Origin of the sequence: Lachnoclostridium sp. An169 (genome assembly GCF_002160525.1) — a bacterium.
GTDB classification, from domain to species: Bacteria; Bacillota; Clostridia; order Lachnospirales; family Lachnospiraceae; genus Mediterraneibacter; species Mediterraneibacter cottocaccae.
The window spans coordinates 210,531-224,054 of sequence record NZ_NFKT01000002.1 but is presented as its reverse complement, the minus strand read 5'-3'; the positions used below and the strand labels follow the sequence as shown (position 1 = coordinate 224,054).

At 50.8% G+C, this 13,524-nt stretch carries 13 protein-coding genes; all 13 read right to left on the bottom strand.

Annotated elements, in window-relative coordinates; all coding sequences use genetic code 11:
• The gene (locus B5F07_RS23330) at positions 1-1,998 is read right to left on the bottom strand and encodes an ATP-binding cassette domain-containing protein (protein ID WP_087159703.1); all 1,998 of its coding nucleotides are present in this window, start codon (positions 1,996-1,998) and stop codon (positions 1-3) included.
• 7 nt (positions 1,999-2,005) lie between these two features.
• On the bottom strand, positions 2,006-2,827 hold the full coding sequence (locus B5F07_RS02545) for an ABC transporter permease (RefSeq protein ID WP_087159702.1): 822 nt from the start codon (positions 2,825-2,827) through the stop codon (positions 2,006-2,008).
• A complete protein-coding gene (locus B5F07_RS02540) occupies positions 2,814-4,199 on the bottom strand; it encodes a hypothetical protein (protein WP_087159701.1) in 1,386 nt (461 codons plus the stop codon). Before B5F07_RS02540 ends, B5F07_RS02545 begins: the two co-directional genes overlap by 14 nt.
• Positions 4,162-5,001 (bottom strand): glycosyltransferase, encoded by an 840-nt coding sequence (locus tag B5F07_RS02535; RefSeq protein ID WP_087159700.1) that lies wholly within the window; start codon positions 4,999-5,001, stop codon positions 4,162-4,164. Before B5F07_RS02535 ends, B5F07_RS02540 begins: the two co-directional genes overlap by 38 nt.
• Positions 4,994-6,154, bottom strand: coding sequence for a glycosyltransferase family 4 protein (locus tag B5F07_RS02530; protein ID WP_162613034.1), 1,161 nt, complete (start codon positions 6,152-6,154; stop codon positions 4,994-4,996). Before B5F07_RS02530 ends, B5F07_RS02535 begins: the two co-directional genes overlap by 8 nt.
• Before the next feature lie 325 nt (positions 6,155-6,479).
• On the bottom strand, positions 6,480-7,445 hold the full coding sequence (locus B5F07_RS02525; RefSeq protein ID WP_087159698.1) for an acyl-CoA dehydratase activase: 966 nt from the start codon (positions 7,443-7,445) through the stop codon (positions 6,480-6,482).
• Positions 7,442-8,524 (bottom strand): 2-hydroxyacyl-CoA dehydratase, encoded by a 1,083-nt coding sequence (locus tag B5F07_RS02520; RefSeq protein ID WP_242972399.1) that lies wholly within the window; start codon positions 8,522-8,524, stop codon positions 7,442-7,444. Before B5F07_RS02520 ends, B5F07_RS02525 begins: the two co-directional genes overlap by 4 nt.
• Complete coding sequence (locus B5F07_RS02515) at positions 8,508-9,443, bottom strand: acyl-CoA dehydratase activase-related protein (RefSeq protein WP_087159783.1); 936 nt, start codon at positions 9,441-9,443, stop codon at positions 8,508-8,510. Before B5F07_RS02515 ends, B5F07_RS02520 begins: the two co-directional genes overlap by 17 nt.
• Before the next feature lie 100 nt (positions 9,444-9,543).
• On the bottom strand, positions 9,544-10,305 hold the full coding sequence (locus B5F07_RS02510) for an SseB family protein (protein WP_087159697.1): 762 nt from the start codon (positions 10,303-10,305) through the stop codon (positions 9,544-9,546).
• 96 nt (positions 10,306-10,401) lie between these two features.
• Positions 10,402-10,794 carry a diacylglycerol kinase family protein gene (locus tag B5F07_RS02505; protein WP_242972404.1) on the bottom strand — a complete coding sequence of 131 codons (393 nt, stop codon included), beginning with the start codon at positions 10,792-10,794 and terminating at the stop codon, positions 10,402-10,404.
• 137 nt (positions 10,795-10,931) lie between these two features.
• Positions 10,932-12,515 (bottom strand): ABC1 kinase family protein, encoded by a 1,584-nt coding sequence (locus B5F07_RS02500; RefSeq protein WP_087159696.1) that lies wholly within the window; start codon positions 12,513-12,515, stop codon positions 10,932-10,934.
• On the bottom strand, positions 12,502-12,834 hold the full coding sequence (locus tag B5F07_RS02495) for a phasin family protein (protein ID WP_087159695.1): 333 nt from the start codon (positions 12,832-12,834) through the stop codon (positions 12,502-12,504). The genes B5F07_RS02500 and B5F07_RS02495 overlap by 14 nt, the downstream gene beginning before the upstream one ends.
• A gap of 34 nt (positions 12,835-12,868) precedes the next feature.
• Complete coding sequence (locus B5F07_RS02490) at positions 12,869-13,414, bottom strand: inorganic diphosphatase (protein ID WP_087159694.1); 546 nt, start codon at positions 13,412-13,414, stop codon at positions 12,869-12,871.
• Positions 13,415-13,524: the final 110 nt, after the last annotated feature.

The window sequence follows — 13,524 nt, the reverse complement described above, 5'->3', positions numbered from 1 at the left end:
TTAACCCTGATTCATTTTCTCATACGCCGCGCACACTTCCTTTGGTCCGCCTACCATGCGCAGGTGTCCCTTTTCAATCCACACAACCTTTGTACAGTTGTTCCGGATCACAGAAGTGGAATGGGACACGATCAGTACGGTAGAACCGCCGTGCATCATTTCCTTCACTTTCTTCTCGCTCTTCTGGCGGAAGAACATATCGCCGACACTTAAGACCTCATCCAGAATCAGGATCTCCGGGGTATCGCGGATAGTTGCAATCGCGAATCCGAGTCTGGATACCATACCGGAAGAATAGTTTCTTACTTTTTCTTCCATGAATCCTTCCAGCTCTGCGAACTTGACAATATCGTCGTATTTTTCATCAATAAATTCTTTTGTATAACCGATTACCGCCCCGTTCAGGTATACGTTCTCACGTCCGGTAAGTTCGTAGTCAAAACCGGTTCCAAGCGTCAGAAGCTGAATCTTATTCTTGTCGACCGTAACTTTCCCCTGCGACGGCGCAAGCACGCCGGAGATAATCTTCAGGATCGTACTCTTTCCGGAACCGTTCGTTCCGATAATCCCGACAACTTCCCCCTTATGGACGGTAAAGCTTACGTCATCAAGAGCCTTGAATTTCTCTGTGTTCCTCTGTCCTTTCAGCGTACGAATCAGCAGTTCTTTGATACTTGTAGCCTCATCTTTCTCGCGCTTGAATTCCATGGTAACATGCTGTACGTCAATCTCAATCTCGCGTTCATCTTCCGCCGGGGCAGCCTGCGCTCCCTGCGTTGCCGCAGGCGTTGCTGCCGCTGTTGCCTTTTCCGCTGCCGGAGCCGCTTTTCCTGTCGCCGCCCCCGCTGCAGTTTCTTTTCCCGCCGATGTTGTCTCCTCAGTTTTCTTTATGTCTTCCGGTTTATCCGCCGCAGCGGGATGAACCTGCCGCTTTCTTTCTTCCGTCTTTTCTGACGCGGCCGCCTTTATCTCCGCCTCTTCAGCACCTGAAGCTGCCTGCCCTGTTTCTCCCCTTCGTTCCACAGGTTTTCTCCGCTTTACAGGCTGTCGTACGCCGCCGGTTCTGGATCGGTTCACAGCCGCCGTATGTCTGCGTTTATGTCTCTTCTTATTTCTCGAGATCCTGATCAGAGTTGCGATCAGGAGGAGAAGGATAATCGCAAGGACAACCAGTACAACCGCAAATATGATCTGTCCTCTTGTCAGCCTCGCGAGAGCATTCTGCACCGTTGGCTCTGCGGATACCTCTCCCTCACCAGGATGTTCTTCCGACACCGGATCCAGACTCGTCACAGGCTCCGCCCGGTTCACTGTTACTGTATATGTGACCTGATTTCCGGAAGAATTTGTCACAGTTACATTGATTGTATTCATCCCCACAGCAAGGGTCGTATCAGACACCTGCACTGCAGACGCAGCGTCTTCCGCGACGGCCTCTACATTTGCTGTGGCAATATCATTGGCTACATCCACGGAATACGCGAGCACATCCGGGCTGAACCCCGGCACAGGCTGACCGTTTACCGTCAGGGAGCTCAGAGCGCATCCGGCCGGGAGCGGGACGGAAATCGGCGCTGACGCATCCGTTGCTGTTGAAGTTTCACCGGACGCATACTGTACCGTCACATTCGTAATCGAGATCTGCGTAGTTCCCGAACGAAGCGGAGTAAAATAAACCATCAGACTGAACTGTTCTGTATTTCCCGCCCCGCTGCTGATCCGTACTCTCCCCTCTGCTTCCAGTTCACCGCCGGAATTATACTGGAGCATCTGCGGATCATACTGGAGTGTCATATCAACATAGGACATGGGCTCGTCAGACTCCACATATACACCGATGGGTGACTCTGTACCCTGCACCCACTCATAAGATTCCGAGCCGAATCTGGAAATTTCGCCTTCCGCCTCGGCATGAATATCGCTTATCAGAAATCCTGACACTATAATTGCCATAGCTGCCAGAACGTTTTTCATCCACCTCTTCATAACTACCTTCATCTGCTCCTTAAATCTTCTGCATTACCTGATTCTTATTCTTCCGGAACACGGCATAACCGACCGCGTATGCCACAGCCGCCCAGACCACCATCCGGGCGATCTCATCCGCCGGAGGGATAACGCCGTACATGACGACGCTCCGCATGCAGTCTATATACACAAAAATCGGGTTAATCTCAATAACCTGCCGGATAATCCCCTTCATACTGTCAATCGGATAGAACAGTGCCGAGCAATACATCCACAGTGTCAGCAGGACTGAATACAGATGCTTTACATCTCCAAAAAACACATATGCAGTCGAGAGAATAAATGATATTCCCAGTGCAAATATCAACAGAAACAGAACAATCACCGGCGCGAACAGCATAGTCAGTTTCGGCGTAACCCGGAACACGACCAGCATGATCACATAAGCGATCAGGGAATATCCCAGATTCACAAGCGCCGTGTACACTCTCGCAAGGACGAATATCTCCATGGGGAGCTTCACTTTAATCAATAATGTTTTATTATCCACCAGTGTAGTCATCGCCGCGTTGGTCGCTCCGGTAAACATCTGCCAGAGAATATATCCCGACAGATAATAGATCGGATAATTCTCAATAGAGCGCTGAAAGAGCTGCGAGAATATCATGGAGAGGACGGACATCATCAGCAGCGGATTGAGCACGCTCCAGACGATTCCCAGATACGACCTGGAATACCTCCTCTTGATCTCCCTCGACGTCAGTTCCCGGATTACGAAAAAGTACTGTTTTCTGTTTTCCCGTTTTTCCTGTCTTATTGCTTTTTTATCTATATTATTATCCTTCTTATCTCTGGACATTATTTCTTCTCCACATATACATCTGCCTTATATATAGCAGGTATTTATACATCCCATACTGCATGAGATGGTATCTTGGCCTTTTCTTGGCGCAGCGCACCACGCTGCCCTCGTACCAGGCGCTTTCCTTGATCTCGGTCTTGCGGATTCCCAGCATTACCAGGATCTTGTTGATCACATGGTTATCCGTGAGATCCTTTTCATCCATCACTGCCGCAAGCTGACGGCTTCCGTATTCAAGCACATCGTCACAGAAGACAAGGGTTCCGTAGACTTCCGCCTCATCTTTTGTGGGGTTACCCATGAAGAGCTTCAGAAGTTTCTTCATGGCTTTCTTATCCTTGCGGCAGTTGACTGCACTGATATCAGTGACGCTCTCCGCCGCTTTCTCTGTGTAACCGAGCAGTACCGTTTCCAACTGCTCCATATATTGCTTTCTCTCCGGCGCGATGGAATCATACACCGGTATGTATTTTCCGTCTTTTTCCTCGTACCTCAGGGTCATGCCGTGAGGTGCGCTGAAGATGGTTTCAAACAAATTGTTGTTGAAATTCACCTTCTCGCTGAGCTGTCCTTCCGGGCTGAAGTAATAGCAGTGATAGGTTTCCCGCGGCACACCCGGCGGAAGTTCATACAGTCCCCAGTAATATCCTTCCAGCTCGCTTTTTCTCCCCATGCTTTTGAGCATCTGGTTGAGGGTCTTCTGCATGGACCCGACCCATCCGCTGTCCACGATGGCGTCCTCCACACCGTCCAGAAAACCTTCCTGGCGCAGATATCCCTGCAGGGCAGGCATGGCGTCCTCCGAGTGACGGAGCATATATTCCATAAACATTTTGGAATGGTAAAGTTTCTCTTTTATTTCCGCAAGACGCACATAAGGGACAGGTTCATTTTCATGTCCCGTCTCTCCGATCTCGTTGAGCACGTCTTTCTGCTCCTGCATATCGAGCCCTGCGCGGTTAAGCACCCGCGTCAGAGTTGCATCGATACTGTCCCTGCATATGTAATCCATGGCGTCCTCCACGTCCAGATGGTACATCGGAATACGCAGGGAATAGCGTGAGCAGCTCACGTAACGGCAATCAATGGGAAGATTGAGTTTCTCCACATAGATTTTTGCCGTCCTGTACATAAAATACCCGTCCCTGGCTAAAAAATGCAGCCTTTTTTTACCACTTTTCAATGCCTCCTGCAAGACCCAGGTCACAAAAGTATTTACCATGGGTCCAAGCACGTAACTGCCGGCGCCGGCAAACGGATTATCCTCCGCCTTCTCCGGCACCGAGGCAGGGCAGTAAATCTTTTCCTTATTCAAAAATTTTCTGTAAGTTTCAAATCTGGCCTTTCTCGCATCTGTCTGAACAGCCATTCTTATTCCTCCTCAGTATATTATGCAGTAGTCCGTTCGGCAGGACGGCGCCTGCCAGCGGGCGGAACACATATACCGCTGTAGACGGCTTCAGGATTCCCATGCGCTTGAATCCGCGGTACCTGATGCGCATCTCATTCAATCTGTTATCTATACTTCTCCTTACATAGGAGTTCTGGTCTTCCCGGTATAAGAGCAGGCTTTCCTGCAGGTTATATCCCCGCTTCCCCTGCATATGAAGCCGCATGAAGAGCTCATAGTCCTCGCAGCGCCTCGTAACGCCGGCAGAAATATAGGCATTTCTGCCCCATACCGCCTCCCTCCGGAACATGACCGAGGGATGGATATAAGGGGAGTACCTGAGAAAATCTTTCTTTTCAGGCTTCTCCGGCATCGTTTCTGTCCGCCATATCCCGGTTTCGTCAAACAGGTCCGCATTTGAGCCGACCCAGTCATATTCCGGGTGCTGTTCCAGAAAACGCACCTGCTTCTCCAACCGCCGGGGCAGGGAAACATCGTCGTCATCCATTCTGGCAATATATGTTCCCGCAGACAGCTTTATGCACTGGTCAAGAGCATAGGCAAGTCCGTGGTTTCTCTCATTTCTCACACAACGGATCCGTCCGTCGAGATCAGCCGTTCTCCGGATAATTCCGGCGGCTTCCGGCGCCGATCCGTCATCATAGAGGATCAGCTCCCAGTCGGTAAACGTCTGTTCCATGATGGAGCGCACCGCTTTCGTCAGCTGCTCCTCCTTCGGGTTGTAAGTCCCGATGATCACGCTGATCTTCACATCACTCATTACGCATCTCTTCCTGATAGACATGCCTCATGATTTCATTGGCATATTTCTTGTCAAACTTCATCACTGACTCTCTGCAGTATTTCTGCATCTTGCGCCTTGCTTCCGGCTCAAGCCCCTGCACAAAACGGATCCCCTCGACAAAGCTCTCCGGGCTGCTGCTGTTGCAGACATATCCGTTCTTCTGATGTTCCATATACTCTCTGGTACCCCGGTTATCTGACGCGATAAGCGGCACACCCATTGCAAGCGCTTCGAGGGCAGCCATCCCGAGCCCCTCCCTGAGGGACGGGAACACTGACGCATCCGCGCACCCCTCGATGGGTCTGACATCCATACAGTATCCGAACATCCTCACGTTGTCCTGTAGTCCCATCTCATCAATCCACTCTCTCATACGGTCGTGAAAGAATCCGTCGCCGCAGATGCCGTAGACTATCCCCGAGATATCTTCCCCGGAATCCCGCATCTTCTTCAGTGCCTGGAGCACTACTATATGGTTCTTATTCTCATTGAGTTCTCCCACGCTGACGAGAAAGAACTTGTCCTCCACATGGAGCTCCTTCCGCTGCCTTTTTTTCTCCTCATCGGAGAGGGGACGGAACCGTTCCATATCCAGCCCGATGCTCGGCAGCTGGTATACTCTGCCGCCTTTTCTCAAATGCAGTTTTTTTGCGCTTTCGTAATCTTCTCTGTTGATTGTGATCAGCACATCTGTATAATGTGCCAGTATTTTCTCTGCAAGTTTATAAACTGTGTTGTTAATCAGGGGAGCGCCTTTGTAGAAGTGAAAACCGTGTGCTGTATATATAACCCTCAGATCCCGATTCTTATGTCTGAAATATCTCCCTGCAAGGCGTCCAAGTACGCCTCCCACAGGGGCATGGCAGTGAATGATGTCAATATTGTTCTGCTCAACGATCTCGATAATCTGACGCAGCGCCTTACTGTTGGCGCGCACCATGAAAGGAGACCGCTCCACGCAGATGTCATGTGGGATCACACCGAGTTCTCTGTATTCTTTCGGATCGAAAAGATAGTGTTGTTCCTTCATATTAGATGCATAGTGGACTTCATAGCCCAGTTCCCGAAGAATTCTGACATTTTCTTTTTCAAATTTATCGATAAATCCGCTGACACATGTCAGAATCAAAACACTCTTTCCCACTGTTTCTCCATTCCTTTGCCCAAAATGTGCCTTATACCACAATTTACATTTTAAGGGGTGGTTTTTTACCCCCCCCCAAAGAGAAACTGCTATATGCAATCACATCGTTAGTATTATATGCCCTGAAATGCACAATTGTCAAGGAAATGTGACACCTTACGACCTTGTACATACTGGGCTTTTTCCCTCTGCACCGGAAAAACTGTAAAAATTCGTTGGTGCTTGTAATTTTTGGTCGTTTTTTTGTAAAAAATAGCACTCCTCAAAACTGCTGTTTTTTTCATACAGCCGTCTTAAAAAGTGCTTTTTCTTACTGTTGCTTTATGGCGCCGTTATCACAGCGGTTGCCCCAGGAATCGATCAGCATGCCGTCCCGGTACACGCAGATGATCTCACAGTGGTTCGCGCATTTCCCGCAGGTCACTTCCCTGGTCTTAAATTCCATATCCGCCACATCAAAAGAGAACGCCCTCTCGTCCTGGCTTTCTTTTGCCAGAACCGCGATGCCGAACGCTCCCATGAGGTGCCCGTTCTCATCGACCAGCACGGGCATGCCCAGTTCTTCCTCGAACATTCTCACCACGCCTGCATTCTTGCTGACGCCGCCCTGGAACACCACAGGAGCCACAATCTTCTTGCCTTTTGCCACGTTATTGAGATAATTTCCCGCAACCGCCTTGCAGAGTCCGGCGATGATCTCCTCTTTCGGACATCCCACCTGAAGCTTGTGCACCAGGTCGGACTCTGCGAACACGGTACAGCGCGCAGCGATCGGCGCTGCCTTTTTCGCCTTCAGGGCGATCTCGCCGAATTCTTCCACTTCCACGCCCAGACGGTGTGCCTGGCTTGAGAGGAACGCGCCGGTTCCGGCAGCGCACAGGGTATTCATGGCGTAATCTACTGCCACGCCGTTCTCCACGCAGATGATTTTCGAGTCCTGTCCGCCGATTTCCAGGATCGTGCGCACATCCGGATGGAGGGTGGTTGTCCCCACAGCATGGGCGGTGATCTCATTTTTCACAACCTGTGCACCGATCATGCTCCCCACCAGTTTTCTGGCGCTCCCCGTTGTCCCGGAAGCCACAATCTTATATTCTTCCCGGCTGTTCGCGGCATCAAACTGGCTTTTGAGCTCATGGAGCACGTTCTTTGAGGCATTCATGGGATTGCCTTCCGTCCAGAGATAACACTGTGCCAGGATTTCATTTTCTTCATTAATAATAACGCCTTTTGTCGATATGGAACCGATATCGATTCCCAGATAAGCCTTCTTCATCGTAACACCTTCTTCTTTCTCTCAAGCATATCGTAAAACGCTTCCAGTCTCGTATCAAGTCCCGTATCGCTCTCCTGCAGGTCATAGCTCAGATACAGAACCGGAATGTGGTAATCCCGGCTGATATTCTGAAGCACCGGGATGGCATCCATCTCCGGCGTACAGCCAAAGGATTTCACATGAATGATCCCGTCAAATCCCTGTTTTGCATAGTCCATGGCCGAGTTGATCGTCCAGGTGGTGGTCGGACCCATGCTGTACTGCGCATATTCCCGGATTCTGGGGCGCAGCGCCGTCTCCTTTGCACGGAAATGGCAGTTTGTGATGTTCATGAACCGGTGGACCGATGCGCCCAGGTTAATCAGCTTTTCCTGCAGGAACTGGTTGGAATGTTCATCCATGATCGTATAGTACTCTCCCACCACGCCGATGCGCACGGGATTCTCCGGCATCTTCAGGGGGAGTTCCTCCAGCGCCTGCTTTGCCCTCTGATACCCCCTCTTTATCTCCTGTCCGCTCTCAGCGATCTGCATCTCCATAAGGAACTGCCGGTACACCTTTTTGTAACTGCCCTTCTCCGCCTCGAAGCCGGCGTTCCGGTAATACATGGCCTCGATCTCGTCCATATATTCCGCCATCTTCACCCCTTCATAAGCTCCCGTGACCAGTTTTGCGGGATTGAGTTTCGGATTTATATGGCGGGCCAGCCGGATCCATTCTTTCTTGCTGCCGCCCATGTACTCGGCAAGATTGATAAAATCGCACCGGTACCCCAGTTCCCGGATAATCTCTTTCTGGAGTGCGCCGTAATAATCAAGCCTGCACAATCCTCCCGTCTCCACCAGCACCTCCGCGCCGGCCTCCAGGGCTTCAATCAGGCTGCCCAGGGAATGTTTGAACGGCGCGCAGGCATAATCCGGGCTGTATTTGCTTCCCAGCTCGGATGTTTTCTTCGTCGCCGGCGGCAGAAGAATAAACTGCGCCCCGATCCCCTGTTCCACAATATATCGGATGGCATAATCGTAGTGGTTGATTCTGGGGAACGCCACTTTTTTTCTGTTGTCAATTCTTAGTTCCATAGCCGCCTGCTTTCTGATATTTGATAATATCGATAAAACTTTCTATTCTCGTCTCCACACCGGCCGTGCCGCTCTGTGCATCCAGCGTCAGGCTTAAGACCGGCAGGTCCTTGATCCTGCGGATGAGCATGTCGTTTACCAGGGCGTCCGGTCCGCACGGATACGCGCTCACCAGCACGATCCCGTCCGCTTTTTTCCGCAGCGCCATAAGCGCTCCTATTATCTCCCGGTTAATCAGCCAGGGCATAACCCGGGAGAAATCATAACTTTTCTTCAGGGCGCTGTCCCGGTCCACATAGTCTGTATACAGCACACTGGCACCCATCTTTTCCAGAATCCGCGCAAGTTCTCCTCCCATATACGCGTCATGAAGCACATAGGGATGCCCTGCCAGAACAACCTTTGTTCCCTCTTTTTCCATCAGCTGGTTCTGGGCTTTCTCACGGCTTTTCAGCCATGCTTCCTGCTGCTTCTTCGCAAAAATATACGCCTTTTTTGTCTCTTTTTTCGTCTTCCCAAGTTTATCGCCCAGTTCCAGATAAACTTTTTCCTCCGTTGTCCTGTCATACCAGTCATAGCTGACTGTCAGGACCGGAATCTGTTCATCGCGGAAAATGTTTTTCACAAGATCAGGCAGCGCCTCGTATCTTGTACACATTTTTTCCCGGGTTTTGAACCCGCCCATGCGGGGAATGAAAACAGCATCGCATTTCCCCATCAGTTCCATCACATGGCCCAGATACATTTTAAACGGAAGGCATGTCTCGTCAACCGCCCTCTCCGTTCCCTGCTCAAGGATCTGCCGGTCACTCTTCCGGCTGGTCACGCAGTGAAATCCGAGCTGTTCAAAAAAGTTTTTCCAGAGAACCCCGTCTCTGTGTATCATCAGTCCCCCAGGGATTCCTATTGTCTGAATCATACTGCAGTATTTTCCCCTTTCCTTCTTATTACAGAAATCTTCTCAGGACGAAAAGAAAGCGGCAGCGCATCCATGGCACTGCCGAATCTCTTTTCTATTGTTATTGTTCGATCTTTTTCGGTCTTGCAATCTTAAGCTGTACATTTACCCCGAACGGGTTGATCGCCACGCCCTTTGCCTCCGGGACGAGGAGTTCCGGGATCTTCCCCGCAGGAACAGCTGCCGTGCGGAACTTTTTATCCCGGGCAAACTTGCGGAATTCCACCGCATCGGTAAACACCGGCTGATAGACGGATCCGTCTTTCTGTTTCAGCACCGGCACCTGACCGTCTTCCTGTATGGCAAGGATAAATGTTCCTTCTGTATAATGTGCCAGGAGTTCTTCCTGAAGCTCTTTCAGCTCCCGGGTAGGTTCTGCGCCGTTCTGCCGGCGAAGCTCCTGCATGAAATACATTGCAGTAAGATGAAGCGCCGGATTCTCGATCAGTTTCTGTCCCTTCGGCAGTTCCTCCGGCGTCTTCCGTCTGACAAGCTCGTTAAGCTGCACGCTGATCGCCATATCCGTGCCGCTGTTCACAGCCAGACAGTTCACTCCCATAGTGTAAAGATTCGTATAAAATCCCAGGAGCTGCTTTTCTTCTACTTTTGCCACGGCAACCTGGTAACGCTGTTCCGCCAGTGCTTTTGCCTTTTCTTTTGCATCATCCAGGCGGTAATATAAAAATACCTGGTCGTCGAATGTCTCATCATCGCAGTCCACGAAAGGCATCCTGGTCGCCACGGACATGACCACATAGATCTCGCCCGGGTTTCTGAGCGCCTGAAGTGTCTCCTGCTTTGTGACAGTTGTTTTCTCTTCCATCGGTATCGTCTTTCCTTTCTCCTATCATGGGACAGACCATTCTGTCCCAACATCAAGTATTTTATCAGTATAGCCGCATGAAATCAACCGGGAATTTTAAAACAACCGGCTGAACAGCTCCGCCAGATGCGGCAGGAAGATAATGCACCCGATAATCACAGACATCACCGCAGAAAAAAGCACCGCTCCCGCTGCAGTATCTTTCGCAATCTTTGCCAGCGGCTTTTTCTCCTCCGTGACAAGATCCACAACCGCCTCCACCGCGGTATTTACCAGTTCCAGGGAGATGATCAGTCCGAACAGAAGCAGGCAGATGCACCACTCCGTGGCCGTAAGCCCCAGGAAAGTGCCCGCAGCCGTCACTGCAATCACAGCGACGCAGTGAATCTTCATATTGCGTTCTTTCCGGATGCCGGTCCGGATTCCGTCAAAAGCATATCCGAAACTTTTTACCAGCGAATTCTTTTTCTCCTGCCCGCTGCCCTGGATTCTGTCCTGATTATTCACCTGTTTTTTTCCGTTATTCTTATCCCGGTTCACCGTTCTCCTCCCCTGTCTGAGCAAAAAATATTTTATATTTTCCATATGTACTGCCATAAATATCTTCTGTCACGCACATGCACCGTCTACTTTCTCGACAGCAGATGCTTGATGAACACATACAGCACAATGATGAACGCCATTACGTATCCGAAGGCTCCCAGCGCCGGGATGCCCAGCACTTTCGGCGACATGTCCGTGGTGCAGATAATACTGGAACTGATCAGAAGCGCCATGACCCACAGCCCCATCACGATATTGCGCACCAGACGCCGGAGCAGGCGCGCCAGGTCATCCGTCACCTGCAGGTCCAGGTTCACTTTTGCCTGGCCTTTCAGATACCCGTTCATCATATCGGTAACCAGGGACGGGATATCCAGAGCTTTGCGCATGGATTTGAGCGCGCTCCTCCCGCTGTTCTTCAGCTCCTTTTTCAGGTCAAAGGAACGGAAAAATTCTCCCGCCATGTGGGATGCCGCGATTTCCACCATATTGATGTCCGGCGCGATGTCCGCCAGAACGCCTTCCATATGGGTAAGACCCCGGGCAAGCATGGTCAGGCCGTGGGGCATCTTGATTTTGTTATTCTTCATAACCTCCATCAGGTCCGCCATGACTTCCGCCACGTTGATCTGCCCCATCTCCGTGTTGCCGTATTTCATCAGCAGTCCTTCAATGTCCTCATGCAGTTTGCGCTGGTCCGGCTTCTCCCGGAACTCCCCCAGCGACAGCACCGCCTGCTGGATCAGCCCTACATCATTAAATGCAATGCCCTGCACGGCTCTCCCGATCATCTCCCGGTCATGTTCCGTCAGGCGCCCCATCATTCCCATATCAATCCAGATAATCTTTCCGTCCCGGATCTTTACATTTCCGGAATGGGGATCCGCATGGAAAAATCCGTCGTCCATGACCTGCTTGATGTAGTTGTCCACCAGTTTGCTTCCGATCTCCTTGAGGTCATATCCTCCCGCGAGCAGAGCCTCCTTATCATCGATTCCGCAGCCGTCAATGTATTCCATGACAAGTACATGGACCGTAGTGTACTGCTGATACAGAACCGGCGTCCCCACAAAGCTGACATCCTTATTCCGCCGGGCGAACTCCTCCATGTTCGATGCTTCTGTCAGGAAATTCATCTCATCTCTCGTGACAGACCACATCTCGTCCAGCACCAGATCCAGATCTGCCATGCCTTTTATGCTGACCGGTGGCAGAAGCTTCACCGCCTTGTGCAGGAGATCGATATCTCTTGCCATTTTTTCGTAAATGCCCCTTCTCTGGACCTTCACGACCACCTCTTCTCCGGTGCGCAGGACCGCACGATGTACCTGTGCAATCGACGCGGAACCCTGAGGCGTCTCCTGGATCTCGGAAAACACCCGTTTCCAGGAGCGCCCGTAGGACTCCTCGATCACTTCCTTCACTTCCTCAAAGGGCATGGGCGTCACTTCCGAGCGGAGCCGCATCAGTTCATCGCAGTACCGCTTCGGCAGGATATCCGAGTGCATGGACATGATCTGCCCCAGCTTGATGAAAGTGGGCCCCAGATCCTCCAGAATGGCGCGGAGCTTTTCCGGGGTAACTCCCTTTGTGATGTTATGCTTCCGGAGTACCGCAGTGATCTCCCGAAGCCTGGAATTGTATTCTATCGGTTCAATTGCACTCATCCTCATCCTCTTCTGCTTCCGCGGCTTCTTTCTTCAGGATCTGCTGTTTGAGCGCCTCGATCTGTTCCGGTGTCATATTGTCCAGAAGCTCGCTTAACTCCTCCGGCGAAGACGCCTTAACCGAGACGTTCACCTTATCTTTCACCGTCTTTTTAATGTTGTGCTTCAGCTCTTCATTGAGTACCTTTCCCTGTTCTACTGTCAGTTCGCCTTTCTCCACCATTTCGTCGAGAAGTTCTTTTGATTTTTCTGCAGTAACCGCCACAGCGCCGACTCCCGCAAGAAAGATTTTTTTCAGGTTGTCACTTAATTTTTCCATAATGTATTGTCTCCTTTCACTTCCATGCAGACTTTTATTTCTGCTGATCTGTTCCGTATTTTTCTTTATAGCGGTCAATACACTCCTCGATCACCTTCACCGCTCCCAGGGCGCCCTCGAATTCGTTGACCGCTGTCTTTTTGCCCTCCAGGTCTTTGTACACAGTAAAGAAATGGCGGATCTCATCAAAAATGTGTTTCGGGAGCTGTGAGATCTCTGTGTACGCCGCATATGTGGGATCCGCCCAGGGAATGGCGATCACCTTTTCATCCCCTGCACCGCCATCCGTCATCTTCATGACGCCGATGGGATAGCAGCGCACCAGCGTCATCGGCTCCAGAGGCTCCGAACACATGACGAGCACGTCAAGCGGATCTCCGTCGTCCCCCAGTGTCCTCGGAATAAATCCGTAATTCATCGGATAGATTGTGGACGTGTAAAGCACACGGTCCAGAATAATGAGCCCGGTCTCCTTGTCCAGTTCGTATTTCTTCTTGCTTCCTTTTGAGATCTCAATTACAGAAATGAAATCCGTGGGAAAAATTCGCTCCTCGCTGATATCATGCCAAATATTTCCCATAAACCGCACCTCCTGTTCTCCGGCTGTATTTTCCTATCTCTAATTCTACATCGTAAGCGCGGTTCCGTCCAGTAAAGATTCGGTTTTATCACCATATATCATGCCGGATG

Coding starts and splice junctions, on each gene's coding strand:
- B5F07_RS02540 (WP_087159701.1), bottom strand. CDS start 4,199: ATGGCTGTTCAGACAGATGCGAGAAAGGCCAGATTTGAAACTTACAGA.
- B5F07_RS02490 (WP_087159694.1), bottom strand. CDS start 13,414: ATGGGAAATATTTGGCATGATATCAGCGAGGAGCGAATTTTTCCCACG.
- B5F07_RS02525 (WP_087159698.1), bottom strand. CDS start 7,445: ATGAAGAAGGCTTATCTGGGAATCGATATCGGTTCCATATCGACAAAA.
- B5F07_RS02500 (WP_087159696.1), bottom strand. CDS start 12,515: ATGAGTGCAATTGAACCGATAGAATACAATTCCAGGCTTCGGGAGATC.
- B5F07_RS02495 (WP_087159695.1), bottom strand. CDS start 12,834: ATGGAAAAATTAAGTGACAACCTGAAAAAAATCTTTCTTGCGGGAGTC.
- B5F07_RS23330 (WP_087159703.1), bottom strand. CDS start 1,998: ATGAAGGTAGTTATGAAGAGGTGGATGAAAAACGTTCTGGCAGCTATG.
- B5F07_RS02515 (WP_087159783.1), bottom strand. CDS start 9,443: ATGATTCAGACAATAGGAATCCCTGGGGGACTGATGATACACAGAGAC.
- B5F07_RS02545 (WP_087159702.1), bottom strand. CDS start 2,827: ATGTCCAGAGATAAGAAGGATAATAATATAGATAAAAAAGCAATAAGA.
- B5F07_RS02535 (WP_087159700.1), bottom strand. CDS start 5,001: ATGAGTGATGTGAAGATCAGCGTGATCATCGGGACTTACAACCCGAAG.
- B5F07_RS02520 (WP_242972399.1), bottom strand. CDS start 8,524: ATGGAACTAAGAATTGACAACAGAAAAAAAGTGGCGTTCCCCAGAATC.
- B5F07_RS02510 (WP_087159697.1), bottom strand. CDS start 10,305: ATGGAAGAGAAAACAACTGTCACAAAGCAGGAGACACTTCAGGCGCTC.